24 protein-coding genes are annotated in these 25,918 nt (G+C 42.2%); 9 read left to right on the forward strand and 15 right to left on the reverse strand.

Going from position 1 to position 25,918, the window contains the following annotated elements; translation table 11 throughout:
* The first annotated feature begins 183 nt into the window (after positions 1 to 183).
* The 6 genes from L4C44_RS06890 to L4C44_RS06915 all read left to right on the forward strand — a co-directional run bounded on the left by L4C44_RS06890 (position 184) and on the right by L4C44_RS06915 (position 6,254).
* Complete coding sequence (locus L4C44_RS06890; RefSeq protein ID WP_428804677.1) at positions 184 to 1,992, forward strand: caspase family protein; 1,809 nt, start codon at positions 184 to 186, stop codon at positions 1,990 to 1,992.
* An 84-nt stretch (positions 1,993 to 2,076) separates the two neighbouring features.
* Positions 2,077 to 2,745 (forward strand): hypothetical protein, encoded by a 669-nt coding sequence (locus tag L4C44_RS06895; protein WP_428804678.1) that lies wholly within the window; start codon positions 2,077 to 2,079, stop codon positions 2,743 to 2,745.
* Entirely contained in the window at positions 2,745 to 3,719 is a 975-nt protein-coding gene (locus L4C44_RS06900) for an LPP20 family lipoprotein (RefSeq protein ID WP_428804679.1), read from the forward strand. Before L4C44_RS06895 ends, L4C44_RS06900 begins: the two co-directional genes overlap by 1 nt.
* A 21-nt stretch (positions 3,720 to 3,740) precedes the next feature.
* Positions 3,741 to 4,964 carry a murein transglycosylase domain-containing protein gene (locus tag L4C44_RS06905; protein ID WP_428804680.1) on the forward strand — a complete coding sequence of 408 codons (1,224 nt, stop codon included), beginning with the start codon at positions 3,741 to 3,743 and terminating at the stop codon, positions 4,962 to 4,964.
* A 9-nt stretch (positions 4,965 to 4,973) separates the two neighbouring features.
* On the forward strand, positions 4,974 to 5,426 hold the full coding sequence (locus L4C44_RS06910) for a hypothetical protein (RefSeq protein ID WP_017102532.1): 453 nt from the start codon (positions 4,974 to 4,976) through the stop codon (positions 5,424 to 5,426).
* A 9-nt stretch (positions 5,427 to 5,435) separates the two neighbouring features.
* Positions 5,436 to 6,254, forward strand: coding sequence for an ETEC_3214 domain-containing protein (locus L4C44_RS06915; RefSeq protein ID WP_428804681.1), 819 nt, complete (start codon positions 5,436 to 5,438; stop codon positions 6,252 to 6,254).
* A gap of 199 nt (positions 6,255 to 6,453) precedes the next feature.
* Here L4C44_RS06915 and L4C44_RS06920 read toward each other — a convergent pair whose 3' ends face one another.
* From L4C44_RS06920 to L4C44_RS06935, 4 genes are all read right to left on the reverse strand, one after another.
* Entirely contained in the window at positions 6,454 to 7,218 is a 765-nt protein-coding gene (locus tag L4C44_RS06920; protein ID WP_428804682.1) for an iron ABC transporter ATP-binding protein, read from the reverse strand.
* A gap of 12 nt (positions 7,219 to 7,230) precedes the next feature.
* Positions 7,231 to 8,181, reverse strand: a complete 951-nt coding sequence (locus L4C44_RS06925) for an iron chelate uptake ABC transporter family permease subunit (RefSeq protein WP_428804683.1) — start codon at positions 8,179 to 8,181, stop codon at positions 7,231 to 7,233.
* A complete protein-coding gene (locus L4C44_RS06930) occupies positions 8,174 to 9,127 on the reverse strand; it encodes an ABC transporter permease (protein WP_146490802.1) in 954 nt (317 codons plus the stop codon). The genes L4C44_RS06925 and L4C44_RS06930 overlap by 8 nt, the downstream gene beginning before the upstream one ends.
* A 99-nt stretch (positions 9,128 to 9,226) precedes the next feature.
* Positions 9,227 to 10,159 carry a siderophore ABC transporter substrate-binding protein gene (locus tag L4C44_RS06935; protein ID WP_146490803.1) on the reverse strand — a complete coding sequence of 311 codons (933 nt, stop codon included), beginning with the start codon at positions 10,157 to 10,159 and terminating at the stop codon, positions 9,227 to 9,229.
* A gap of 966 nt (positions 10,160 to 11,125) precedes the next feature.
* On the opposite strand from L4C44_RS06935, the gene L4C44_RS06940 reads away from it, so the two are divergent.
* The gene (locus L4C44_RS06940; RefSeq protein WP_004731601.1) at positions 11,126 to 11,335 is read left to right on the forward strand and encodes a hypothetical protein; all 210 of its coding nucleotides are present in this window, start codon (positions 11,126 to 11,128) and stop codon (positions 11,333 to 11,335) included.
* Between the two features lie 236 nt (positions 11,336 to 11,571).
* Here the strand turns inward: L4C44_RS06940 and L4C44_RS06945 are convergent, their stop codons facing one another.
* A complete protein-coding gene (locus tag L4C44_RS06945; protein WP_428804684.1) occupies positions 11,572 to 12,165 on the reverse strand; it encodes a hypothetical protein in 594 nt (197 codons plus the stop codon).
* A 642-nt stretch (positions 12,166 to 12,807) separates the two neighbouring features.
* On the opposite strand from L4C44_RS06945, the gene L4C44_RS06950 reads away from it, so the two are divergent.
* On the forward strand, positions 12,808 to 13,347 hold the full coding sequence (locus L4C44_RS06950; RefSeq protein WP_285953678.1) for a DUF3332 domain-containing protein: 540 nt from the start codon (positions 12,808 to 12,810) through the stop codon (positions 13,345 to 13,347).
* A gap of 78 nt (positions 13,348 to 13,425) precedes the next feature.
* On the opposite strand, the gene L4C44_RS06955 is transcribed toward L4C44_RS06950, so the two are convergent.
* From L4C44_RS06955 to L4C44_RS06970, 4 genes are read right to left on the reverse strand one after another with little or no spacing between them, the layout of a single operon-like run.
* Entirely contained in the window at positions 13,426 to 14,085 is a 660-nt protein-coding gene (locus L4C44_RS06955; protein ID WP_285953679.1) for a potassium channel family protein, read from the reverse strand.
* The gene (locus L4C44_RS06960) at positions 14,086 to 15,186 is read right to left on the reverse strand and encodes an AI-2E family transporter (protein WP_285953680.1); all 1,101 of its coding nucleotides are present in this window, start codon (positions 15,184 to 15,186) and stop codon (positions 14,086 to 14,088) included. It lies immediately after the preceding gene.
* A 22-nt stretch (positions 15,187 to 15,208) separates the two neighbouring features.
* Positions 15,209 to 16,228 carry a DUF2955 domain-containing protein gene (locus L4C44_RS06965; protein ID WP_285953681.1) on the reverse strand — a complete coding sequence of 340 codons (1,020 nt, stop codon included), beginning with the start codon at positions 16,226 to 16,228 and terminating at the stop codon, positions 15,209 to 15,211.
* Positions 16,218 to 17,339 (reverse strand): HlyD family secretion protein, encoded by a 1,122-nt coding sequence (locus tag L4C44_RS06970; RefSeq protein ID WP_285953682.1) that lies wholly within the window; start codon positions 17,337 to 17,339, stop codon positions 16,218 to 16,220. The genes L4C44_RS06965 and L4C44_RS06970 overlap by 11 nt, the downstream gene beginning before the upstream one ends.
* Positions 17,340 to 17,498: 159 nt before the next feature.
* On the opposite strand from L4C44_RS06970, the gene L4C44_RS06975 reads away from it, so the two are divergent.
* Positions 17,499 to 18,494, forward strand: a complete 996-nt coding sequence (locus L4C44_RS06975; protein ID WP_146490810.1) for a helix-turn-helix domain-containing protein — start codon at positions 17,499 to 17,501, stop codon at positions 18,492 to 18,494.
* 45 nt (positions 18,495 to 18,539) lie between these two features.
* Here L4C44_RS06975 and L4C44_RS06980 read toward each other — a convergent pair whose 3' ends face one another.
* The 6 genes from L4C44_RS06980 to L4C44_RS07005 form a co-directional block, all read right to left on the reverse strand.
* Positions 18,540 to 19,571, reverse strand: coding sequence for a GGDEF domain-containing protein (locus L4C44_RS06980; protein WP_428804685.1), 1,032 nt, complete (start codon positions 19,569 to 19,571; stop codon positions 18,540 to 18,542).
* A gap of 118 nt (positions 19,572 to 19,689) precedes the next feature.
* A complete protein-coding gene (locus L4C44_RS06985) occupies positions 19,690 to 20,694 on the reverse strand; it encodes a Solitary outer membrane autotransporter beta-barrel domain (RefSeq protein ID WP_428804686.1) in 1,005 nt (334 codons plus the stop codon).
* 439 nt (positions 20,695 to 21,133) lie between these two features.
* Entirely contained in the window at positions 21,134 to 22,423 is a 1,290-nt protein-coding gene (locus tag L4C44_RS06990; protein ID WP_428804687.1) for a carbohydrate porin, read from the reverse strand.
* A gap of 122 nt (positions 22,424 to 22,545) precedes the next feature.
* The gene (locus tag L4C44_RS06995) at positions 22,546 to 23,094 is read right to left on the reverse strand and encodes a DUF3299 domain-containing protein (protein WP_419184294.1); all 549 of its coding nucleotides are present in this window, start codon (positions 23,092 to 23,094) and stop codon (positions 22,546 to 22,548) included.
* Positions 23,095 to 23,297: 203 nt separating this feature from the next.
* Entirely contained in the window at positions 23,298 to 24,674 is a 1,377-nt protein-coding gene (locus L4C44_RS07000; RefSeq protein WP_428804688.1) for a metal-dependent hydrolase family protein, read from the reverse strand.
* Between the two features lie 256 nt (positions 24,675 to 24,930).
* Positions 24,931 to 25,911, reverse strand: coding sequence for a helix-turn-helix domain-containing protein (locus tag L4C44_RS07005; protein WP_428804750.1), 981 nt, complete (start codon positions 25,909 to 25,911; stop codon positions 24,931 to 24,933).
* Between the last annotated feature and the right edge of the window lie 7 nt (positions 25,912 to 25,918).

The following is a 25,918-nucleotide window of genomic DNA, read 5'->3' on the forward strand; positions in this document are numbered from 1 at the left end:
AAGCTTCTCAAATAGAAGAAAATTAAGAAACATCCATTCCAAATTAAGAAAAACTTGCTCACATTTAACAAAACAAACATTGACTTACATCTCATTACGATTGATGTGCTATTGAGTGATATTCAACTAGACTATATGGTCTTGAGCTCATCTGACACTACGGCCATACGGAAGACTTATCTAATGACACGGAATCGAATTGTCACAGGTATGCTATTTGCGTTAGCACCAACTTTTAGTTTTGCTAACGCTGACAATCAATTTGAATTTTCGCACTCTAAACAGGGAACTGTATGTTCATCTAATCCTGATATTTGGCAACTTGGCGGAGAGCTGCAAGTTGATGCTCCTATTTCGCTGAATGGCAAGGTCATCACTCGCGGCGGACAAAAAAAAGCAAGCAATAATATTGACCTATTTTCAGGAAAAGAGCCCTCTATCGAACAACAATACATGACGAGTTCTATCGGATGTATACAATCTGACGACCCAATGTCATTGGTTGGTGCTGTCGCATCTTTATACGAAGTACAACACACCACATTGAGCAACTCAGACATCCCACCACCAGTTCGAGAGCCTGATCTGCCCAAAGCGCCAGAAATCGTCAAAGATCAATTTGAAACCAAAACTCAATTTGATCAACGCGTCGAAAAATTGCGAATAGAACGACAACAACAAATAGCCGCTATACAACTTAAATACCGTCAACAAGTAGAAGCTCGAAATGCCAAAATTCGAGTCCTACAAGAAGGGGCAGACTCTCGAAAGGGCAACTTGGGCGTGCAAAAAACTAGACTCGTTGCTAAGGCTTTTAGAGATGTAATGGGTAAGCCGGTCGTCACAACAAAGAGTTATGATGCTGAAAACCAGCAAATGCACCTGTTGTTTAAAGCGTCAAATCAAAACTATCAGCGAGACATTATTCTAAATGTACCTCTTGAGCAGGCGCGTGATGTCTTCAGCAATATCGATGACCTTGACCTCGCACTCACCTACTCTTATGACGAGAATCAACTAGAGCTCGTAAATATAAAAGGCAACTACAATGACGCAATGTTCTCAGGGGATGTGGCTAAAAGTAATTATCAGCCCGAAGCTCTGAGTGTGGTTCTTAACAGTGGCCCAAGCAGTGCCGCGACTCCAGGGCTAGAGATGCAAAACCCTAACTTAATCGATGCGTTTGAAGTCGATTCACGCCTCTCGGCAACGGACAACACCGCCTCTGATGAATTGAAGCAACTACTTAATGGCTTTGTGCCTGTGGAAAGTAATTCATCCAACTGGTTCTTCAACCTATCTATAGAAGATTACGCAAATTCAGATCAAGTAGCCTTTGCGCGCAGCAGTGGTGAAGTGATGTCTGACGTCGCGACAAAAGTTCTGGGGGTTCCAGAAAGGCACGTCTACGAGCTCATTGACCGTGACGCAACCAGTGGTGCGATTAAAGATAAGTTACGTTTAATGTTAGACAACGTCGATGAAGGCGATACGGTTTACTTTTACTACAGTGGACACGGTATCCCCGCGATTCCCGATAATGCTCCTTACATTCTCCCGCAAGATAAGATCCCTGACTACATAACTGATGATGAGTTCTTCAAACTCGATAACCTCTACAAAACACTGTCTAGCAGCAAAGCAGGCAAGATAGTCGTTATGGTAGATAGTTGTTTCAGTGGAGCGACTGATGGTGTATCGGTCATCAAAGGGGTTGCCGCCTCCAGACTGGCACCGAAAAAAGTCAGTATCGATCCTGAGCGTATGGTCGTGATCACCGCGGGACGCGATAAAGAGTATTCCAATATGTACCAAGAAAAAGGTCATCGCCTGTTTAGTTACTACCTCATGAAGTCAATGATCGAGGGAAACAAGGATGTGAATACGCTTTATCAAGATGTTTACGACAAAGTGAAATCTGCCTCTTTTGAGATGGGGGATTTAAAACGTCAACATCCAACAATTACTGGTAACCAGACTATATCACTTTAAGAGCATGTCTCTTTTAAGATCGTACCACTTTTAAAACTATTTCAATTTACAACCTATTTGAAACATTGATTAAGGCTTATATCCATGTTTAAGAAAACACTTTTAGCAACATCCGCTCTTCTTATCTCATCAACAGCTTTCGCTGCGGATGTAGAGAACTCTAATCTAGATATCGCGTTCCAAGGAGCTCACTTCCAAGGCGCGGGTAATCAAGTCACCATGCTGCGCGTTCCGGTAACCAACAAAGATACCGGACAAACCCAGTTCTTTGACATGAGCGCTCAATTTGCAGCCGACAAAAACGGTAATCTTGTGTTCAAAAACATCAGCTCTGTAAAATCCGTAGCTTTTGCAAGTGCGAATCAACTAATTGCAGGTCACTACCTAGATAGCAATAACTGTAGTTGGTTTGTTGAAGGTCCTTCTGTTGGTGCCCAAGGACGTTTAGCTTGGTCTATTCTCAACACAAATGATACCAAAGGTTGTAATAATAATAATACATATTCCGCACAAGTACTAAGTGGGCCCATTATTGGGAATGAGTTAATCATGAACCTTAAGCCTTACAAGACTCTATCAAAGCTAGCTAGTAATAATAACCTTAATTACGGGACTGATAGTAGAGAGAATGCAGTAACAGCAACGCAAAGTGGTAAATCTATTTCTTTTTCCACCTACAGATATGGCACCGCAGAAAACCAAGCCAATTGGACTATCCGACAGTCTCCGTATCTTGGAAAAAAAGAAGACTAATGAAGACCCTAGCGCTAATCATCTCACTATCGAGTGCCTGTGCTTTCGCTTCCCCGTCTTGGTACGGGGAAGTACCATTGGACTCAACTTTGAGCTATGGGTTCGGCAAAGGCAACACTTATCAACAAGCTAAAGACGCGGCTTATTATGATCTGGCTAAAGGTGTTGAAAACCGAATAGTCAGTAATACTACCAGTACTAAAACCTTCGAGAATGGCGAGTTAAAAAAATCTGCGGCTTCTCATAAAGAATCCATATCCAATGTGGTTTTCCGAAACAACGTCACCATTATCAACAGTGAAAAATCGCAAAACCAGTTTTATGTTCAAGTTCAATATGACCCCGAGTCATTTGCACAAAAGCTCTCTGCTTGGTTAAAGAAATCACAATGTCACAGTGAATTACACCCATACTGGTCAACAACGACCATGCTAAAAAACTGGGTAGAACAACACCAATGTCTGCCGGATATAGATATCGAGCGGTTTGCTGGGGGGTGGATGCTCTCCAGCGGCAGTGGCCAGTTAATACTACCCGAAGCAAAGTATAACCACCTATTTTTCAACTATTCAGATGAAAGTATAGATATTCAATCATCCAAGCGACGACTCAATGCTGGCGACCATTACTTTATTCAACTCAACTCAAACCAAGCGGGTTATCTCTCTTTGTTTCAAGTTTATGAAGATGGCAGTACAGGCGTGTTAGTTGAAAACCATCAAGTCACAGATGGCGACTCTATCGAGTTTCCAGATAGAAATCAGTATGACGGAATCGAAGCACTGCTCAACGATGAACAAGAGACATACGATACCAATATCGCATTGCTCTGCCCTACAAAAATTGATACCTCTCGATTTGAGCGATTGGATGAATCGCGTTTATCAACAGACACCCCAGGGTTTGGATTGATCCTGAACTATTTCGAGCACTGTGATTTTGTCATGGAACGACTCTCGATAGAGAAAGGTTAATCCCTCGGTCAAGGAACAGATATGAAGAAAATAATTTGCCAGCTATCCCCTTTAGCAATACTGCTCTCTAGTGGATGGGCATCTGCTGACACGCTGCAGCAAGCGTGTGAACTTTCAATTACCGAACAAAGTTGCCCTAGCATCGAACATTTTGTCAATCAACCTTTTGAAGCTAAAGATGAGTTTGAAAAATACAAACTCTGCAGTGAAGCCCAATTTGATCTTTACAAAGTGCAAAAGAACTGCGAATTCGATCAATATGTGGCGCAAGCTCAACAAGAGTTTAATAAGTTTAAAACCAAAGTTTCAGATTCTTGGGATAATCCTACCTTTAGCGACCAATTTAAGTGGGTCAGCTACAGCCCCTCTCTACAAATAAAGCGTGAAGTTAACTTCGAGAAAAATACGATTCAAGTCACCACTATTGCAGGTGAAACAACCTCAATAGAAGAACTCAAAGAAGAGATCGTGCGAACATCTCAGCTGACCATTGGCGAAGCCCAACAAGCCGATGCTTATACCTCTGAACTGATTAAAGCAACAAACGTTGAAAAACTCAGTGACAAAACATTCTTACCCATTTCCGAAACACCAAAGGTTCAGGCCCAAGAGTTAGACAAAGCTCTTGAAAATGTGGCCGTGACCAAAGCCAAAGATAGTAAAGGCAATACCGTTCTCAAAGCCGTCATTTCTTTTCCGCCAAGTTGGCTTAATCGTAAAGAACAACGCTTTTTTGATACCGTTGAAGTTTACGCAGAAAAATACAAACTTGAGCCTGAATTTATACTGTCTATCATCAAAACAGAAAGCGCCTTCGACCCTACAGCAACCTCACATGTTCCTGCCTTTGGCCTGATGCAAATTGTCCCAAGTTCCGCAGGATTAGATGCGACAAACTTCCTATTTGGTGAACAGCAGTTACTGAATAAAGAATATCTATTCGACCCCGAAAAAAACATTGAGGTCGGTACCGCTTATTTGCACTTGCTACGCTCTCGCTACTTCAAAGGCGTTACCAATGAAGAGAGCTTAAAGTACTGCATAACAGCGGCTTACAACGGAGGCATGGGGCCAATCTATCATATTTTCGGTGGCAAACGCTCAGTTGCAATCAAGAATATTAACCAGCTTGAAGCACAACAAGTATTCCAAACTATCCAACAAAAGCATTCTGCAGCGGAAACTCGCAACTACTTGAAAAAAGTAAGTAAAGCAGAAGTGAATTACGAAAAGAATATGATTTAAGGATAAAACATGAAAAAGACTCTAATTATCGCTGCAATTACTACATTGTCATTTCAAGCAGCCGCTAACTCCGAATTTCCTAGCTGGCGCATGAACCCACAATCTGATTTGCCTGAAGGCTTAATCGCGGGTGTTGCTTGTGTTGAAAGTATGGGAGACATGACGCTTGATATGGACATAGCTTCAATGGAGGCGAGAGCATCGCTAGCTGCGTCTCTCGAAGCCATGGTGCAAAAAGAGCTTGATACAAATCGAACCTCGGAGAAAAAGAAGATTGTAACAGCCGATCGTAAAGACAATGTTGTGACTACAACCGTAACCGCTAAATCGACCACAAAACAACTAACCAACCAGCTAATGAAGTTTACCTGGGTAACAGAAAGCGTTTCTGTAGAAAAAGATGTCGAAGAATATTTATGTACCCGTGTGGTTGCACGAGCACCTCAAGTTGTTGCTGAATAAGGTTTTATCATGTCAGAACAAGCTCTACCTTCATCTGTTGATAAAACAGCACCAGAAGAAGACATTTCTTTAACTCAACAAGCTCCCAATGAAGATCAAAAAGATTTTCTTGAAACAATGAGAGAGAAGACACCAAACTCTATCCTTGCCATCATTGCGCTGATCATCGCAGGTGGTCAGTTCAACGATGCTATTGATATGGGAAGCAAAGGTTGGGACCTCTTAATTTCTAACTTTTCAGATGCTCCATCTAACGAGCGTCTTTCTAAAGTCTATATTCGTGCTTCCAGTGGCATTTTAGAAGAGACATTTGGCTCTCCGGTTTATACCAAGATGTCGAATGGTGAGGTACAGATAAAGTACTACAAAGACAGTAAGTTTATTCTTTCTGCAATAACATCCAACGACACAATAGATGCTTTTCTCATTTTCCCTAAACCGGGTTTTGTCGCTGATGTGAACTACCACGCAGGCAGCGCCACTTATTTGGAAACTAACTTCGTTAACTCGACAACAGAACATGCTGCCATATCCAATATTGCGCGTTCAGGGAATTATTACATTGAAGAAGCAGAAGGTGGTCGCTATGAACTCTTATACAGCTCTGTCGGTGGTTACAGCGAATACCTATCCCCTCTCTCTGCGCAACAACTCAAGTTACTCGCTGATTTTAATGACAAATTGATGATGGAAGAAAATACAAAAGATTCTCTAACTAAGCTACGTAGTGAAATTAGACCAAATTTCTATGGATATACGACGGTCGATTTAGAATCACTCGCACCTGCAATCCTTACTAAGCTTGAATATGAATTAATAACTGATTAACAGCGTTGGTCATTGATAATCGGTAATGTGTATATCTGTTTTCACTGGCTCTATGTACATTGATGAACTCATCGAATTTACTAAAACTGAGCAAACCTTAAAAAGCGACTATAAATAAAGACAAAAAGAGCTCCTCATATCGTAGGAGCTCTTTTCATTTCGATCACTACAGATTCAAATAGCACAGCGAGGCAGCTACTTAGCAACCTGAGTAGTACATACAGATTCGAACTCCATCGAAATCGCGAATCTCAAACGGGATCTCGTAGATCGATTCCATCACGGACTTTTCAACCACTTCCGAAACCTTACCCGATTTAACCACTTGGCCTTTTTTCATCGCGACAATGTTATCTGAGTGACAAGAAGCAAAGTTGATGTCGTGAATCACGATCACTACCGCTTTATTAAACTCATGCGCTAAACGACGCAGCGTCTGCATGATCTCCACAGAGTGTTTAATATCTAGGTTGTTTAGTGGCTCGTCTAAGAACACATAGTCGGTATCTTGTGCCACAACCATCGCGATAAACGCCATTTGACGCTGACCGCCACTGAGCTCATCTAAGTATTTGTTTTGAATATCGGTAATACCAAGGTGCTCTAACGCCGTATCAACGACTTTATGATCTTCGTCTTTCAAGCGACCTTGGGAATGCGGAAAACGACCAAAACAAACCAGCTCACGAATCGTAAATCGCATATTGATGTTGTTTGATTGTCTTAAGACGGCAAGGTGCTTCGCTAGTTCTTTGGTATCCCATTCAGCCAGTAACTTATCGCCAATAACGACCTCGCCCGCATCACTTTCGGTTAAGCGACTCGCCATAGAAAGCAGCGTACTTTTACCCGCACCATTTGGGCCAATGATAGAAGTCACTTCCCCTTTCGGGAACATGGCACTGGCATCATCCACTACAAGTGTCTTGCCATACTTCTTACTCAAACCTGTTAATTTAATCACTACTTACTACCTTTACTGAATTCTGGTGCGTAACAACAAGAACATAAAATACAAACCGCCGACCAAGTTAATGATCACACTCACAGTGGTTTCAAATGACATCACTTTTTCAATAAACCATTGGCCAGAAACCAATAGAACGATCGCTAACAAGCTACTTGCGATGATAAGCACACGATGCTGATAAGATCTGAATATCTGACGCGCTAAGCTAACGGTGATCAAACCAAAGAACAGCACAGGGCCCACCAGAGCCGTAGATACCGCGACCATCACTGACACAATCACTAAGGTAATCTGAGTCAGTCGCTTGGTGTTTACGCCCAAGCTTGTCGCGTTATCAACACCAAGCCAAAGTACATCCAGCTTAGGAGCCAACAGCCACAGGCCAAGCAAGCTCAAACCCAATGGAATTAGGCTTAGGTAAACCAGTTCTCCTTTCACGTTATTAAAGCTTGCGAACATCACATTCTGCAGCACCGCAAATTCGTTCGGATCAATCAACATCGCCAAGAAGTTAGATAAGCTCGAGAACACGCTGCCACACACAATACCAATCAGCAGCAGTGTAAATACGTTGTTTCGCTTGCTCTTAAAGTAAAAATGGAACAGAGAAAATGAAAACAAGATCATTACAGAGACAGACAATGAGAAGTTCGCGATTGAATCAATCACCCAAAAGCTGGTACCACCCAAGACAAACAAAAGTGACGTTTGAACCAACATGTACAAACTGTCAAAGCCCAGGATTGAAGGCGTTAAAATTCGATTATTGGTGATGGTTTGGAAAACCAATGACGATGCAGAGATCGCCACCGCAGCCAACACAATCGACAACAGTTTTGGTAGTCGCAAAGACAAAAAGAACTCGTAGTTATCCCACGTTAGTCCCTGGCCCACAAATACTGCCGCCATACACAAAGACGCGATGGCCAGAATCGCAATTTTTACTGAATCACGCATTCGACTTGTCTCTCATGATTAGGTAGATAAAAATCAAGCCACCGAAGATGCTGATTACCATCGAGATTGGAATCTCATAAGGGAAGATGACGATTCGAGCTAACAGGTCACAAGCCAACACCAAGATAACGCCCCAATAGGCTGTCCAAGGTAGGATCTTCTTCATGTTGTCGCCCATCATCAGGGATACAATGTTTGGCACGATAAGGCCAAGGAAAGGGATGACACCAACAATCATCACTACAGAAGAAGCACAGATAGCCACCAACGCAACACCAATGAAAACGATCTTCTGGTAATTCAGGCCGATGTTTTTTGCAAAGCTCTCGCCAATGCTCGCCGCACTGAACTGACTCGCGAAGTAGTAAGCCAATATACAAGCAGGCACTGCGAGGTAAAGAATTTCATAGCTGCCTTGCAACACACTCGCAAAGTTCGCCATTGTCCATGCCGACATGGTTTGTACTAAGTCGTACTTATAAGCAATAAAGGTTGTTAGAGACGAAACAACGTTGCCATACATGATGCCAATCAAAGGCACCAACACCGCATTCTTGAACTTCAGGTGTTGTAGAAAACGGACCAATAGCATGGTTCCGAAAACCGCAAACGCGAAAATGAAACCTAAGTAGCTCCATTGCGCTGCATTACCTAGCACTAGAATACCGACTATGTACCCAAGCATGGCGCAGTCAATGGTGCCCATAGTCGAAGGCGCGGCAAACTTATTCTGCACGATCTGTTGCATGATCAAGCCAGCGACACTCAAGCCCGCACCGGCAAGCACAATCGCGAACAGTCGAGGGATTCGACTAACAACATAAATAGAGTTAGCGTGTTGGTTGCCATTGAAGAAGTCGCTAAAACTGATCTCAGCGACTCCAATCATCAATGACATAACGCATAACACAACAAGAAATACAGCAGCGGCAATGGGTTTCAACATAGAAATAATACTAAAGATAGGGCTCATCGAGTCCGTATGAAAAGTGAAAAAGGGCTTATAAGAACGCTCTTATAAGCCCGAAAATCTGATGATTAGTAACTATTGAATCGTACGCTCAATATCACCTAACATTCGGTGAATCGCTGTCACGCCACCACCAGCCAAATACCAAGCACTTGAATCAAGGTAAACGATGTTGCCTTGCTGCGCTGCAGGTGTCGCCGCAACTAATGGGTTATCAAACAGCTGTTGTGCGCGACCTTCTGATTTGCCAATCGCTTTTTCGCGGTCAAGAACGTAAAGCACTTCAGGTTTTGCGTCAGCAATGTATTCGAACGAGATTAGGTTGCCGTGAGTCCCTTTAATTGGAGCCACTGTTGCACTCTTTGATTCCACGAAACCAAAGTCATCAAAGATGATTGAGAAACGGCTGCCTTTGTTAAACATCGCGATGTTGTTACCGTTGTTCATTAGCATCATTGCTGAAGTTTCGTCAGACGCTACTTTGTCATTTACAGCAGTGATTGAACCTTGAGTCTCTTTAATGATCGCTTCTACTTCAGCTTGCTTACCAAAGATGTCACCTAGCGCGCGCCAGTTTTGCTGAGCATCAGCCCAGTATTTATCACCTTCAATAGAGAACATGACCGTTGGAGCGATTTGTGCCAGCTTGTCGTAAACCTTAAGCATGCGGTTTTCCGCGATAATGATGTCAGGCTTCAACATGTAGATAGCTTCAAAATCAGGTTCACTCAATGATCCTGTATTTGCTGTCGTTTCTTTGTACGAAGCTAGGTAATCAGGCAGCAAGCTATGAGGCGCACCAACTGGCTGTACACCAATTTGATCAAGCACATCCAAGCTACCAAAGCCAAGTACTACAACGCGCTGTGGTACTTCAGTAAACTGCGCCGTGCCCTTTACGTGTTCAATGGTCACGGTTTTCGCTTGAGCGGTCATCAGGAATGATGATGCAAGAACGATGGCAAGTCCGCTTAACAACTGGCGAACTGAATTGATTGTTTTCTTCATGTTTCTTCCTTTGCCATTGATACTAACCACCACTCATGACAATGAAAGTCACATTACTCATAGGTGAGCATGAGGCGTACACAACGGCTAAATAACGATAATTTAAAGTCTGTCATTACTTTGATAACAAACCCGTAACGCAAGTGAGAACTATTATCAATTATATTTGCGTTAAACTGGAGACACAACAACTTTATTATTCAGAAATGTAAAAGTGAGTATTCATATTATGCGTAGGAGAGATATTAGGAATCAGAAATAGCAAAAGGACGTGCAGAGGAAAATGATCATCAACCTGAAGAATAAACTGATGGGGAAAAGTGCCCGCCCCCCTGTAATTACAAAGCTAAATCACAGAATTACGACGTTCAATCTCCTAATCACAACGCTAAACCTCAGAGTTACGAATTGCAATTTACAATGTAAAAATTATATATAACAGAGACTTAACAACCACTAAATTAGCTGAGTAAATAAAACCACTAATGACAAAGAACACGAAGCGGTGCAAAGCCAAACATCGGTCAGGTATCATGGTGAATTACCTGTCCTTCGCTCATTTAACTCTCAATAAGCGACGGAAAATCATTCAAAAATATTTTTAAATTAAATTAAAAATAGGGTTGCAATTCAAAAAACTAGGCGTATAGTGCCTCACTTGGCTCTAATCTATAGAGCTGTTAATGCTAAAGTAAGTCCAAGTTCCTCAAAGACAGTTCTCGATTTCCTCGTTACACCATCTCTGCGTCAGCTTTCACCTAGATAGTCATTCAATAGCTTTTAAATTCGATCCTCACTACCGATCTATCGTCATTCGCTCTTTTGTTAGCGAAGTCAAAATAGATCGATCACTTAAATATAAATGTAATAAACACAAGGCACAGTTATGTCACGCAGAACAACACGACAAACCCATTGGTACCAACTATCACGCGACAAATCAGTCAATAAACTAAAAGGTAATAAATGCTCAAGATTAAAATAGACTTACACAAAGAAGAAATTTCATGGGTCACAGAGATTCGACAGCTCAATAGCGATATACTCCACCGCCACATATTGCCCAAGCTACAACATCACAGTTATCTCATCGACTTTGAATTTAATGAACGAGAAAGCATCGGAACTATTGTTTCAGGCAACGGAAACACCCTAGGACATTTCACACTCCTATAGCATTTCCCATAGGCTACAAAAAGAAACACCGTTTAGTCCCAAAGATGTAAAAGATGTCACCCTCAATTCGCTCTAGCAGAACAAAATAGAGTAGAAGTAAAACAGAACAGAACAGAAACCTAGCCCTTTTTGCATTTCACACGCGGCTAACGCTAGCTAGGTTATCGTACTTCTATTGAAACCAACTTATATCAAACTCTGAATCACCAATGAGTCATTATCAGTGCACTCATGGACTAATAAGTTAACGGCATCGACCTTAACTTCTGATCAAGAGTATATAAGTGTTCTGCAGCTTGCATGTGTTGAGGGTAATCACTGAATTTCTCACGATTCTCCTCATTCATCTTACATGTCTCATCCACCAGCATTAATTTCCAATACAGCTTTGTTGTATGCAGCATCGCCAGTAAAGGTTTGAATACCTCTTTTTCATAAGCTTGAATCAATTCTTCAATCAACTCATCACGTTCGTCTTCACTTGCGATTGAACCATTGGTTGCCGACAACACTTTTTGATACTTCAGATTTTGTTGCAGCTTATCCATGACCGTTTGGTTTTCTTCCGCTAACTCAACAAGCTTCGACTTAATAATGTTCACCCAATTCTCTTGGCTAAGAACCCCATCATCGATACTCGCAAAATCTACGCGTATTTGACGTTCGACGTCTTTTTGAGCTTTCTTCAAAACCGCACGCACCTTTTGGAAAGGCAGCTGATATTCCTTACTTAGCTCGATAATCAGTTTATGAAAACCACCATTTGGAAGGTGTAAGTTTTCCTTAAACGTCGCCATTGCAGCTTCTTGCTGATCGGTAAGGTGAGTCATTCTGTTTCCTATTCTTTTATCACTTATGGTGCTGAACCCACGATCATACCATTATTAGTCACAGTTTTTAGGTAACTTGATGAGTTACACCTAGGTACGTACTTAATTTCTCTCTACCCTTTATCTTTTGGCTGGTTTTCACACTATTTGGCACTAAATGGTAAGTTTCTATCGATGAATATTCGTACATTAGTTGCACAGGGTACATCGCCAGACAGGAGTCATTACTTACATATGAAAGACAACCGCGAGAAATGAGAAAACACATGACCTATTCAGAATATAAAGAATCCGATTTGCATAAGTGCGTGACCATTGGTGCAGAAGCAATGCTCTCAATTACCAAATTTGCCTTTAAAGCCACTACCCTTTTATTTCGATTTTTCCGCTGGCTTATCGTATCGGCTTATACCTATGTGATGAAGTGATCCTTTATTGGAGTCGTTGTTTTCATTACAACTTATCTAAACACCAAAAAGCGCACCCTATTAGGGTGCGCTTTTTTTATGTCTATTTCTTTACCTAAAATTTGAGACCAACTTTCTATCATCAGTGGCGTTAAATGGTAAAACTCATAATCGAATAAAAACCATACTACACCTGTTCCAACGAAACAGACTTCTAACTTATACAGGTACTAAAATGAAAAAGATTGCACTTAAAATTGTAGGACTAACGGTTTTGGCTTCTGCGCTAACTGGTTGTATCGGCAGTAACGCCGTAACAGGGAAAGTAATGAAATTTAACGTTGAAGTTGTCGATAACCGCTATGCTCGTGCAGGTGTAAACTTCTTATTAGCACCTGTGTACGGTATTACAACTGCAGCAGATTACGTAGTATTCAACTCCCTCGAGTTCTGGACAGGTAAAAACCCAATCAGCGGTGCACCACACGTATTCGATACGAAAACTGACACTCACTTCAAAGTGAACGATGACCTTGATCCGAGCCTTAAAGAAGCGCCTGTAGGGCCAATTTCAAACAATCGTACAATTGAAACAGGTGAGATGATTAAGATCGACGAGAACACAGTTCAAATGGACATCGTATATACCTCTGGTGAAACGGCAACTCTGACTGGCATCAAAGATGGTCAAAACGTTAGCTATTACATGGATGGTCAGCTTGTATCGCAAACGACTATCGCTGAATTAGAAAAGATTCAAGGTTCTGAAGCTTAAGATTCGTAGCCCATATAGATTTTTAAGATCGTAAAAATATAACAAGCCCGGCAATTGCCGGGCTTGTTTGTATGTGACCTATTGGGATTGAGACTGTGTAAGTCGAACACTCACCAAACTCGCCACCATGATAGCCAAGTAAAAGCTGCCGATAATGGATTCCATAAACACAAAGAACTGAGCAATAGGCAAAGCCGGTGAAATATCTCCATAGCCAACGGTGGTCAGAGTGATAAAACTAAAGTACATCGCATTGAACAAATTCGTTAACCAGACTTGCTCTTCCAAACCGTAAAATGCACTAGGAAAGATTTCCAAAATCAACAAATAGATAATCGACCAAGCAAACCCCAACAATAAGTAAATACAGATCGATCCGATAATGTGATTGGGGGTTACCGTTTTTGCTTTCATCACCTGTTTTAACGCCGAGTAAATGTGTGAGAACAAGAACACAGCCAACGCCAATAACGTCACTATCGACAGGTTATAACCTTCCAAAAACGAAAATACACCTGATACGGACGCTGTTATCAACAACAGACCATACCAAGATCGATACAAGGCTCGCTCTCTATGGATACCAGCAATTGAGCACGCTAAAGTAATTATGATGAGAAATAGTATTGTTTTCTGACCTTGTGGGTAAAATTGCTGCATCACCGCACAACCAAAAAACAGCACTAACAATGCATAAAACAAGAAGTAGAAGTTGTCGTCTTTCGAGACTGGCTTCATCTATTTTTCCTCTGTCTCTTCTTGGTCTTTTTCAGTTTCTGCTTGGTTTTTATCTTCAAGTCCTAGCCACGCCATCATCAACTCATAGGTCAAACTCAATATCACAGCACCCACGAACAAACCGACGATTCCTGACATCGCCATTCCGCCCAACGCACCTAATAAGATAACCAACATTGGAATGTGAGAGCCACGGCTCAACAGTACTGGCTTCAAGATAGCATCACTACCACTGACTAAAATACACCACACTAAGAACAAGCTCGCCGCCAACGTCGATTCAACGCTGAACATGTAGATAATCGCAGGTAATAGAGCAAGAATCGGTGGAAGTTGGATAATTGCAACTAGCAGCACAGCTAGCGCCCATATGGCAGCGGCAGGCACGCCTGCAATCACCAAACCGATTGCCGACATAATTGATTGAATCACAGCCACACCAATCACACCTTGCACAACACTGCGCACCGTCGATTTAGAGAGCTGCACCAATTCTTCACCTTTACCACCCGTTAAACGCGCCACTAAATGAGTCACACCTGTTTGGCATTTATCAGCATTACTCATGAATGCACCGGCAATGATGGTCGAGATGATAAATTGAATGAAACCACCTCCCAATGAGCCCAGAACCGACGCTGCTTTGGTCGCGAATATTTTCAGCTCTTCCGCATACTTGATGAACACGCTTTCTATGTTGGATGAAGCGTGAACTAAAACCGCATAAACTTTTTCACCAATCAACGGAATCTCTTGCAAAGACTCTTTCGGTTTAGGCAAGGACAATGTGCCATCTTGAAGCCCCGTCATCAGGTCAGAAGCACTGGTATAGATACCGGAAGAAAGCGCGGCCAAAGGAATAAACAGAAGAATAACACCAATAAAACTCAGCAATGCACTGGCTTTACCTTTCGATATCCCCGTTTTATTTGAAATCGCCACAGCAACAGGGTACAGCGCAGTCGCAATGATCGCCCCCCACACCACCAAAAGAATGAATGGGCGCAAAATCGAAAAACACCAATACACGAGCATGGCAATCGCTGCAATTTTTATGGCAGCGTCTATCGCCTGTTTTGAAAAATCATCGGTTAACTTCATGAGACGTCCTTGTTAGACAGAATTAAGGCTGATTTTGTAGGAACTTCCAATTCCGAGTTTCTAGGAATAGAGAAGCTAAAATCATATATATGCCAATTAATACTAATTGGAATATGCGTATAAGAGTGTTGCTATCGATGTCGCCTGAGCTCATCAATGTGCTACCAACCAGTACGAGCAACGTACTAAATGCAGTGGCGAAAATCGGCGCTTTTTCGGGAACCGTGTAGATCTTTTTGGCAATCACAATAGCAACCAAGCCTATGAATAAAGAGTAGAAGATAATATTGGGAACAATAGAAAGGATTGAAAAAGCCGCTATCGCGAGTAAACCCCCAATACCATTACTGATCACCAGAAATGCACTCAACTTGACCGACTTTTCCGAAGTAATCATTAGTGACAATAATGCAATAAACATCATGGTTAGCAATGCTTCAGATATCTGAAATATAAAGAAAAAACACACAACAGGATAAGAGATAATCATGGCGCGGAAAGCTGCATACCAACGCTCTCTTCTGTTGAATGGCGCCGACGCAAAGCCGGAGAATTCAGTTTTCGGTTCAGGGAAAAATATATGAACCAGCGCAAAAATAGTCACCGAAACCACACCAGAGGTGGCCAAGCCAGATGCTAATAATACCGAGACTCCAGGGTTATCAATCGCCATAAATGGCAACATCAGTACAGCAATTAATAATATGGTTGCGAACAGATTCCACTTAGGGTCAACAAATAAGTAGTAACCCCAAAGCATCACTAGCCCCACCAAAATCAATAATGGAACTGGATAATGGGTAATTCCTCGCGACAACAATAACCCTAACCCCATGGTCACTACTACCGCCAAAAGCAGTTCATAGACCGTCTCCTTATGAAGGCTTGGTTTATCAATTAGAAACTTAGCGGTGAACACTGGCGCTACAAATGCGAGCGGCCAGTTAATCCACGCAGCCAAAAACACAGCTAACGTAACCCCAACGGTATACCGCAGGATCCGTTGTTGTGTTTGTTGGTCAGGGATCGATTTATCTGACATAAGACAACACGCTAATCAAACGAATCCACACTTTGCCTATTGCGTTGAATACAAAGTTATCACCACTATAAACAATCACATCCGCCTGCCCACCCACTCGGAGCATACCTTGCATCTCATCTCGTTCAAACTCTATGGTGATAGGAAGCATCTGTGTTTGACGTAACCACCCCGTTTGTTGGCTAGCTTGAGCAAGTTTACCTGCTTGATCATTTTGCCCCCAATCAACCCCCCAATCGATGCTGCTCACTCGACCTTTCACAATTTGTCCTGGAGCAAAATCCAATGCCACTTCGACTTCATCACCGACCGTTACGTTGCCAAGGCTATTTTCACGATAATAAGCTTCAATCCAAATATCTTCAGTTGAGACAAAAGTCATGATCGGTTGACCTGCTGAAGCGTAAAAACCTTCAGATAAGCTAAAGTTAGAAACTCCACCTTGTGTCGGTGCGGTAATTACGGTGCGCTCTAAGTTCAATTGAGCTTGTTCAAGAGCCAGCAACGCCGCTTTCACTTGGCTATTTTCTTCACCTTCTTTACCCATTTGTTTCTTTGCACGATCAAGGTCAGCTTCCGCATTCACAACTGCTGCTCGAGACGTCGCTAATGCTGCTCGCGCTTTATCTGCGTCTGATTTAGAAACGACACCTTTGTCGGCCATCTCTAAAACACGCTTTGCTTGTAGTTTAGTATTTTGTCTTTCAACGATCGCTGAAGTAAGTTTCGCTTGAGCTGAAGCAATGCTAGCGGTTTGAGCTCCCACATTTTGGCCTGCAATCTCTAGATTTTGCTCTGCTTGTTGTACGGCAATTCGGTAATCAGACTCATCCAAAATGGCTAACTTATCGCCTTGATTAACCAATTGGTTCGGCTGAACTAAGATATCTAGCACTTTACCCGACACCTCAGGCTTTATAGGAACGATATAGCCCTTTACACGAGCATTGTCAGTAATAGGGATGATGCGATCTGAGATAACACTGAAGATCAACATAAACGCCACAAATAACAGTAGGTAATTTGTTATCTTTCTTACTTTGTCTTTTCCATTTGTTTGTTCGACAACTTCTTCATTGGCTTCTTGCTTGCTCCCTTCAACTTCTGACATGGGACTCCCTTCTAGATAACTAACATCAATAAAATTAATACTTTAAAAATAAACCTAGCAATGGAAAACTCAAGTAAATAAGGTTAGATTTAGTAAATAAAACGTTGCAAATGATATGCTCGTCTAATAATGCGACAATATATACAGGATTGTATTCTCATGACCTCTAGTCACTACCAAGTACCGGTAATACAAACAAGTTATGCTAAGATCTTAGTCCAAATCTTCACTGACTATGGATTAGACCTACACAAGCTACTTGAAGACTCGGGCTTACCACCCGATCTGATTGAATCAGAAAGTGACTTTGTACCCTCAGAATCAATCAAGCGACTGATTTATTTGACCTCATCACAACTAGGCGTATCTCGATTTACGGACATACTTGGCCTTGCCTTTAGGCGAAGAATCATCCCATACGTCTTGCATCAATTTACCGAATTTGAAACCATTGGAGATTCGCTAAAGCATATCAGCACGATTTTCTCTTATGATTCTCCCGGCAGTAGAGTCGACTTCATTCAAGAACACGGACAGAGTTGGTTTTGTCGAACTGCCCCCGCAGATAATTCACCCATGTCCCAATGGGGAGAGGTATTTGCTATCACTTACATTATTGAACTAATAACGATTCTCTCTCAGTCACCTTGGCAGCCAAGCAAAGTACGTTTACAAGGACATGACACTGATATCGTCAAAACACTGCTTCCAAGTCACTGTCAGCTTTTTGTTGACCATAATTCAACCGCTGTGATGATCCCTGATGAGATCCTACAACTACCCATTCGCCTTACTGCCAAAGACTTAAGCAATAAGCCCGCGATCATTGAGTGGCACACCAGCTTTACTGACAGCGTTTACGAATTACTCAAGCCCTATATGAAAGAGCAGGACCTCTCGCTTGAAGAAGCTGCAGAGCTTCTTAATTTTTCCGTGAGAACGTTTCAACGAAAACTCAAAAATGAAAACACCACCTATCGAAAAATCAAAGAGAACCTGATGTTTTCCGTTGCGTGTGAATTGATGGAAGAAGGCCATACTCTGACTTATATTTCGAGCCAATTGGGTTACACCAATATCTCTCACTTTTCTAGAGCATTTAAGCGAGTTTCCGGCCTTACGCCTAAGATTTATCAACGCTCAATTTCCGCGTAAAACAGTTCTAACCGATTAACCAGGTGCAATTGGATTTATATAGCCCTAACTGGAACTACACACTCTATTTCGGCCGTTACCTTTTGCACGGTAAAGCGCCCTATCCGCACTGCGATACGTCGCTTCGGCATGCGCTTGTATTTCAGACACACCACTACTTACCGTTAGGTTTAGTGTTGTGTCTTTAGCAATCACTTCTTTTAACCGATACATAGCTTCAATCGCTTCTGACAGGTTGGTTTCTGGCATCAAAATAGCAAATTCTTCCCCCCCAACTCGTGCCACAATATCGGTGTCTCTGATGTTATTCTTCAACAGTTCGGCCACCTCTTTAAGAGCTACGTCACCTTGATCATGACCATGGTTATCATTAATTGCTTTAAAGTGATCCAAATCGATCAGTGCTAAACAGGAGTGTGTATGACCGTAGCGATCAGCTAGGTTTGAGTAGTGACTTAACTCTTTATCAAAGCGGCGGCGATTCCAGCAACCTGTGAGTGAGTCCGTTTCAACCAGTATTCTTAATTGGCGTTCGAGCACCTTACGTCGACTAATATCGGTAAAAGTTACAACGTATTTTTCGTTGTTCGGCAATATTTCGGTTAGCTTTTCGACAACTGCATTAACCGTAAAGTGTTCACCAAGTCGGCTGACACCACTCAACTCACCTTTCCATCTGTGATTTTGCTTAAGCGAGGTCGCAATGGTCGATATCAAACCACTGTTGTTCATAAAACAGAGGTCAGAAATAGGACGAGCTTCGACTTGGTCAAACGCATAACCAGAGACTCTAGAAAACTGCTGATTGACCTGAATGACCCTCAGTTGGCTATCAAGAATAATAAAGCCGGCAACACCATCAATAATCGCCTCAGACAAGCTATTCTTGCTTTGAGTCATTTCATATCGATAAAGACGCGCAGTAATGAAAGTACTGAGCAAAAAGAGCATACATACCGAAAAAGACATGGCTGTGGTAGAAGCGATACTCAGCAACCACAAACTAAATACCATGTTTAGGACAAGTGCCGATACCACGTATAACGGTATTTTTCGGTCAAAGCTTAACTTGTTCATAGAGTGCTCGTGCTATGGGTGAGCGACTATGATGACCAAGTTTACGAGCGAATATTTACCATTTCACGACACATACAAATTAAAATTAGATGAGTACTTTTAAGATTAAATATTTATGTTAATTGTTGAGTAAGAACAGCAAGCTACCACCGCTCAGCGAACTGCCGTAGTTGAAGTTAATCCCAACACCAAAATTATCAAAGAAGTAAGAATCGTAAGGCACATTGAACACTAAACCTGCACCAAACTCATAGTAATAGTGTGTATCGAGTGGGTCAGTAAGATCCCCTGCCACGTCGATTCTTCGCAGGTTATAGTGAATCTGAGGGTTCTTTAACGACCAAGCATCCAGTGCCACATTCTGTCGGAATTCAATTTCATTGATAAAGCGTAATCCTTCTGGATTACCAATGTCGCCATCATTGGCTTCGCCCCAGCCTGTTCCATAGAAATAACGTGCTCTTGATGAGATATTCCAACTTCCCCACTCTTGTTTCTGTAGGTATTGGAGTTTCACCGACGGCTCGCCAATCAGCGCCCATGCAGACGTGTTCAGCGCATATCCATCTAACTGAGATTGAAATGCCTGAGAGTAGCTGTTGTTATATTCATATTTATTGCGGTAATAGAGCAAGTGAGCGCCCAAACCATAAGCAATAGACCAGTGTTGGTTTAAATGATTTTGAACGCCGAAGAAACCATACAAGCCCAATACCGAGTCTTTATTCGGATTAACACGACGGTCAGGAGTCACATCCGATGATATTTCAATATTTTGTTCCGAGAGCGCATACGACCCTCGCACAGACCAAATCAGATCAAGGTCGGGATCATCGGTTTTCATTACAGAAGAATAAGGGATAGAGCCGACACTGACTTGGCTTCGAGTGTCGATAGTTTTATCAGAGCCAAAACCACTGTCGTTCAAGTTAATAAACGAGTTTGGGTCGAAATCCACAAAACCAATTGAGACTGCATCACTGTCAGTAAGCGCTATAGAAACAGCGAATATCTTTTCTAACCGATGTTGAATCGCCTCATTCGACGCATGGGCCGAGAATGAAAAAAAACCAGTTAAGATCAGAGCAATGGAAGAGGAATACGGCGATTGGGGTGAAAGCATTAAGTTGACTCCATTCAAACTTATGCTTCAAGTGTAATTGGTAATTTCACTATTTCAATCAGAGAGTTAACGGTGTGGTTGATACTGATCTCAGTTCCAACTGTAAGAGCGTTGCCAAATCTATGGCTCCCCAAAGTTCTTCTACATCTTGGATTCTAAAATGAATAATCATATGCGCCTCTGTCTAAATTGGAGTCTTATCTTGGATCATTCTTAAAACCCTTACTTACCATAATGCGCCAAACCGACTTTAAGACCTGTCGAGTTACGTGGTTCTCGTCGGGTTAAGATTTGTGATGTTAGAAGCCATAAATATCTTGTTCGGTGACACCCTGAAAACCAAGAAAGCATAGCCTTTATGTCTAAAAACCAAAGACAAAAAAGTGAGCCTGATTAGGCTCACTTTTCTATATCCAAATCTGATTATAAACAAGGAGAATTAGATAAAGATTCTTGCACGAACACCGAATACCCAAGCGCTGCTTTCACTAGAAAACGCAGGATCTTTGATGTACTGGATATCGGGTGTCACTTGAATGAAATCATTAAGCTGCATATTGTAATAAAGCTCTGCAGTAAATTGTTCGCCATCGTTCCCATACACACCCGTCGAGATTCCTTTTAAAGCGTACTCATTAATTTCTGACCAGTTAACCGCAAAACCAAGGTTGTTCTTTTCGCTTCCTAGGCCAAAATAGCCAACACCGACACTCAATGAGCGTTCATACAAAGCAACATCGCCATCAGAAAAACCACCTCTCACAAACGGCATTACTTGAGGTGTGACAAATTGACTCCATGAGAAGTTAATACCTTTACCAGATTCACCTCCGCCTGTCGCATCAGACAAGCTATGACGAGTACCACCATCAAAGTGCCACGCTGTAATGTGGAAATTATCAGTGAATATTTGGTCTTGCGATGCTGTCCAACCGAGCTCTAGCGTGGTGAAAAAATCACTCTCATCAAATAATGTATTGAAGCCATCAAAGATATCGTCTGATTTTCCGTTGGCGTCGGCGATACCCGCAATCACATAGTAATTGTCAGTCAGCATATGCCCAGCAGAAAGTGCCAATACACCATCATCAGGTAACCCCATCGCTCCAGCACCCGTTGAAAATGCAAGGTTGCTAAAGCCAGACCATGGGCTCGCGAGTGCGTATGTGTCCACATAGTCAGTAACATCCTGCCATCCAGCGATAACTGAGGTTTTGCCTCCATTGAACTTTTGTTTCCAATGCAAATTGGTGACGCGGAAGCCTTGGTCGCTAAAGGCAGAGCCAATCATACCTACATAACCTAACCCTTCTTTGGTACCGTTATTGAACAATCGGTCAGTATCATCAATGAAGGCTAAATTTTTGGGTGCTGAATCAGAATAGGCATGGCGATGTTCGACTTTCCATACTATTCCGCCTGTATTACCCGTCTCTTTGCCTACCAAATTCCAAGAGCCATAAAACCTCGCAACACCGGAAGAGGCATCAACATCGTTCCCCATAGACCCATTGCTAGAGGCTAAACCCAAAGCGTTATAATCTGCTCCAAATGTAATGCCATCATCGGCCAACGACTCCCTCCAAGATTTCTTTTGTGCTTTCTGTTCTGCAATTGTATTTTCAACAGAGTCAGGGCCTTCGAAGTTGGCGCCATAAACAACGCCGCTCATTGGGCTAACCGCCATCACAATTGCCATACTTACTTTAGATAATCTTGAATTCATCATGTCACCAATGCTTTTTAAGTTAGTTTTATTTTAGTTATTACTCACATTGAAAATTGTCATTTGATGACACGGAGCTATTTAAATACTTCCTACAAGATATTGGAGCCTACTAAATACACTCGTTAAGGCTGATATTGTTCGATACCGTCCGCTTTCATCGCATATACCGACTGCACGTTGGCTGCACCGTCAGAGTAATTCACATTTTCTTTCGATTGGTGTCCTATTAACTGCCCTTCAACCCAAACCGGCGTCATTAAGCTCACCAATTCAATGCCTTGCGGGTAATCTATCAGCACCAGTTGATTCGCAGGAGGGGGGGGAGTATGGATACAAGCTCCTGCAGAAGGCACTAAGAAGAACTTAGTCACCTTGGTGCCATCCATTTCAATCGGAGTGATATAGCCAGGGATTCGATGCTTACTGCCTACAACCTCATTATTTGGTTTAGAACCTAACGCTTCTCGTTGCTTCATAATCTGCTCACGAGCAACAAACAGCGCTTCAACATCGACGTCCTGTTTTTTGAGCCTTTCTGTTACTTCCACTATTTCCTGTTTTGCTTCGTCACTTGCGACAAAACCATCTTCAGTTTGCGCGTCTTTAAAACGAGCAATAGTCGCCATGTCGAACATCTGATTTCGGTCGAGCTTTTGAAATGGGTCTTCTATCAGCTCCATGCTTGGGATTAACTCGTCCCAGTATGTAACCTTCACTTCGTTAGCTAGTGATGAAAACGACAAACAACACAATACAAACAGCGAACAGATTGGCTTCAAAATAACCATGAAACTTTACCTCACAAAAACATCGTTAAGCGAAATTAGGTAGAGGAGGAAATCCCCTACCTAACTATTAAACATCAAATCAAAGATTACATTTCGTTGCGGTATACAACGCCATCTTTCATTACCAATTTAATCGTATCGATAGTCTTGTATTCAGGGTCAGCGTCAAACCACTCGGTGGTCGCACCTAATACCGTCATGTCTTCCAGTGGATTACCATCTACCAGTAGAATATCTGCAACGGCATCCTTTTCGATGACACCTAACTTACCTTGGGTTGTACCTCTAGGACCTGACATCGCTAACATTTCACCAGCTGTAGATGTCATTTGTTTCAGCACTTCGAAGTTGCTACCAAACGCTTGTGTTCTCCAGTAAATTTCGTAACGACGAGCTCGCTCAGCATCCGAATCTGCACCTACATAGTCTGATGCAAAAACAACCTTCACGTTGTTTTCCAGTAGGCGTTGACCGTAGTCGCCATATTGCTCTTGAAGCTGAGCAACCATAGGCAGTTTTTCTGCAGGCATAAGCGGATTCTTTGCTAGATCTGGTGATAGACCCCACATCTGTGGAACAACGTATCCGCCCTCTTTTGCAATTCTCTTCATCGTGTCATCATTAATAAAGAATCCGTGCTCGAAGGTTTTAACACCACAATCAAGCAGACGATTTACCGAGCGGTCATTGAATGTATGCGCAGCAACATAAGTGTTCCAATCTTTTGCTGCTTCAACGATGGCACAGGTTTCGTCTACCGAGTATTGAGTTGTATCAATCGGGTCAAATCGAGATGAACCACCACCACCGGCCATGATCTTTATCTGAGTAGCACCATTGCGTAAGTTCAGTCTTGTCGCTTTGAGTACTTCAGGCACGCCATCGGCTACAGCGCCAATGCCCATTCTTTCGAAGTTAGAAATATCCCCTACCGAATTAGGCGTGAAACCGGGATCACTTCTATCTCGGAAATCACCATGACCTGATGTTTGAGAGATAAATGCGCCAGACGGATAAATTCGAGGGCCAACAACATTGCCACTCTCAATTTCGCGAGCCAAACCGAAGGCAGGTCCGCCCATGTCACGAACGGTTGTAAAACCATCATCTAAGTAGCGCTTAGCCACTTGCGTTGCATGAATAGAGATGTCAGTGAGATCTTTATTGGTTTCGATGTCACCAAAATTATAGTTAATCATAACGTGGGCATGGCCATCGATTAAGCCAGGCATTAACGTTTTACCCTCACCTTCAATGACAGTAGCTTCACCAGCTTCAATTGGGTTTGCCGAAATTTGTTTGATTAGATTATCTTCAACCAGTACGTGATGATCTTCGTACAATTTATTTTCTGTGCCATTAAAAATATCAACATTAGTAAACAATGTTGACGCTGCATTTGCAGAAAGAGCAAATGAACACGAGAGAGCAACAACAGAGAGTTTTAAACCTGCATTTTTCATTTATACACCTTGATTCCGTTTATGAGTGGAGTCCACTTCCCATAACGATTCCGTAACTACTAATGAGTGTTATGAGGTTTCAAAGGTGCTTTTATTGACCACGAAAATCGCAAAATCTAAGCAAAAATCGAGGAAAAAACAACTCATCAACATTCAATAACTTAGTAGACATACTGCCAGTATTCAAGGTTGATAAATTGCCATTTGGTGACAATAAATAAAGATGTATCTGGGCTCCGGTTTCTACATAAGGAATTTAACAGTGCTCCTTTCTGTACTGTCTTGGCGTCATGTTCATCTGCCTCTTAAAAGCTCGAGTGAAGTGAGATGAATCGGAATATCCCATCTTCGCGCCTACTTGAGTGATCGATAGATCGGGCTGCTTGAGCAATTCTAAAACCTGATCTAGAACCATCTCTTCAATCAAGGTTTTGTAGACCACTCCTTCACTTTCCAGCCGACGCTGGATCGTTCTGACATGAATATTTAGAATCTCAGAAGCCAAGCTAATCGGGAGCTTTCCCATGGTGAGATAAGGCTTTATCACCAACTTGAAGGCATTGAGAAATGTACTAGGTAAAGGGGCTGTTGGCTCAAGTGCCTCGGCAACCTTTGGCAAGACAATTGGCTCAAGCATGATATCTTCTGGAATTTCGAAAGCCGTAACAGGCCTGTGCGTGTAAAACTGAGCATTCCCCATTTGTGGCAAAGATTGAAAGCAATCAAGGTCATCGCTCTGAATACCCACTTCAGAAGGCTTCCAGCGCCCTTGTGTTAATACTGAAAGTAACTCGTTGATAAAAATCACAGAGAACAGCTCTGCAAATTTAAACCAAGGTGCATTAGTAAACGGCTTCTCGCGTACAAACCACCACTTGCCACCAGAATGCTTGGTATAGACAATCGCACCATTGGAAATGAGCTTTAACTGCTCGCCAAACTGGTCTAGCGCACTTTTTAACGAATCTTGCTGACTTAATTTAGCCACAAACCTGGGCACATAGGTTTGCTTGCAAAAGCTCCACATAAACAGCGCAAACTCTTCTCGTGACGCCGACTCCCCCATAATCTTGACCACATTTTTAACGGTTGTCTCAGGGAGATAATCGTAATGTTCATTGTTGATAAGAATGTCATTAGGGATTTTAGCGCAGCGTAGCAAAGTGTAGATTTCACCATCGATATTTTTGAAAAGCTCAGCAAAAAGCTCGACTTCTTTCTTATCTACAACCGTCATTTGAAGG

It is taken from the genome of Vibrio satsumensis (assembly GCF_050337435.1).
GTDB classification, from domain to species: domain Bacteria; phylum Pseudomonadota; class Gammaproteobacteria; order Enterobacterales; family Vibrionaceae; genus Vibrio; species Vibrio satsumensis.

What these genes read in the sequence shown, in the direction of transcription:
- L4C44_RS06890 (WP_428804677.1), top strand. Translation starts at nt 184, where the DNA reads ATGACACGGAATCGAATTGTCACAGGTATGCTATTTGCGTTAGCACCA.
- L4C44_RS06895 (WP_428804678.1), top strand. Translation starts at nt 2,077, where the DNA reads ATGTTTAAGAAAACACTTTTAGCAACATCCGCTCTTCTTATCTCATCA.
- L4C44_RS06900 (WP_428804679.1), top strand. Translation starts at nt 2,745, where the DNA reads ATGAAGACCCTAGCGCTAATCATCTCACTATCGAGTGCCTGTGCTTTC.
- L4C44_RS06905 (WP_428804680.1), top strand. Translation starts at nt 3,741, where the DNA reads ATGAAGAAAATAATTTGCCAGCTATCCCCTTTAGCAATACTGCTCTCT.
- L4C44_RS06910 (WP_017102532.1), top strand. Translation starts at nt 4,974, where the DNA reads ATGAAAAAGACTCTAATTATCGCTGCAATTACTACATTGTCATTTCAA.
- L4C44_RS06915 (WP_428804681.1), top strand. Translation starts at nt 5,436, where the DNA reads ATGTCAGAACAAGCTCTACCTTCATCTGTTGATAAAACAGCACCAGAA.
- L4C44_RS06925 (WP_428804683.1), bottom strand. Translation starts at nt 8,181, where the DNA reads ATGCGTGATTCAGTAAAAATTGCGATTCTGGCCATCGCGTCTTTGTGT.
- L4C44_RS06930 (WP_146490802.1), bottom strand. Translation starts at nt 9,127, where the DNA reads ATGTTGAAACCCATTGCCGCTGCTGTATTTCTTGTTGTGTTATGCGTT.
- L4C44_RS06935 (WP_146490803.1), bottom strand. Translation starts at nt 10,159, where the DNA reads ATGAAGAAAACAATCAATTCAGTTCGCCAGTTGTTAAGCGGACTTGCC.
- L4C44_RS06940 (WP_004731601.1), top strand. Translation starts at nt 11,126, where the DNA reads ATGCTCAAGATTAAAATAGACTTACACAAAGAAGAAATTTCATGGGTC.
- L4C44_RS06945 (WP_428804684.1), bottom strand. Translation starts at nt 12,165, where the DNA reads ATGACTCACCTTACCGATCAGCAAGAAGCTGCAATGGCGACGTTTAAG.
- L4C44_RS06950 (WP_285953678.1), top strand. Translation starts at nt 12,808, where the DNA reads ATGAAAAAGATTGCACTTAAAATTGTAGGACTAACGGTTTTGGCTTCT.
- L4C44_RS06955 (WP_285953679.1), bottom strand. Translation starts at nt 14,085, where the DNA reads ATGAAGCCAGTCTCGAAAGACGACAACTTCTACTTCTTGTTTTATGCA.
- L4C44_RS06960 (WP_285953680.1), bottom strand. Translation starts at nt 15,186, where the DNA reads ATGAAGTTAACCGATGATTTTTCAAAACAGGCGATAGACGCTGCCATA.
- L4C44_RS06965 (WP_285953681.1), bottom strand. Translation starts at nt 16,228, where the DNA reads ATGTCAGATAAATCGATCCCTGACCAACAAACACAACAACGGATCCTG.
- L4C44_RS06970 (WP_285953682.1), bottom strand. Translation starts at nt 17,339, where the DNA reads ATGTCAGAAGTTGAAGGGAGCAAGCAAGAAGCCAATGAAGAAGTTGTC.
- L4C44_RS06975 (WP_146490810.1), top strand. Translation starts at nt 17,499, where the DNA reads ATGACCTCTAGTCACTACCAAGTACCGGTAATACAAACAAGTTATGCT.
- L4C44_RS06980 (WP_428804685.1), bottom strand. Translation starts at nt 19,571, where the DNA reads ATGAACAAGTTAAGCTTTGACCGAAAAATACCGTTATACGTGGTATCG.
- L4C44_RS06985 (WP_428804686.1), bottom strand. Translation starts at nt 20,694, where the DNA reads ATGCTTTCACCCCAATCGCCGTATTCCTCTTCCATTGCTCTGATCTTA.
- L4C44_RS06990 (WP_428804687.1), bottom strand. Translation starts at nt 22,423, where the DNA reads ATGATGAATTCAAGATTATCTAAAGTAAGTATGGCAATTGTGATGGCG.
- L4C44_RS07000 (WP_428804688.1), bottom strand. Translation starts at nt 24,674, where the DNA reads ATGAAAAATGCAGGTTTAAAACTCTCTGTTGTTGCTCTCTCGTGTTCA.
- L4C44_RS07005 (WP_428804750.1), bottom strand. Translation starts at nt 25,911, where the DNA reads ATGACGGTTGTAGATAAGAAAGAAGTCGAGCTTTTTGCTGAGCTTTTC.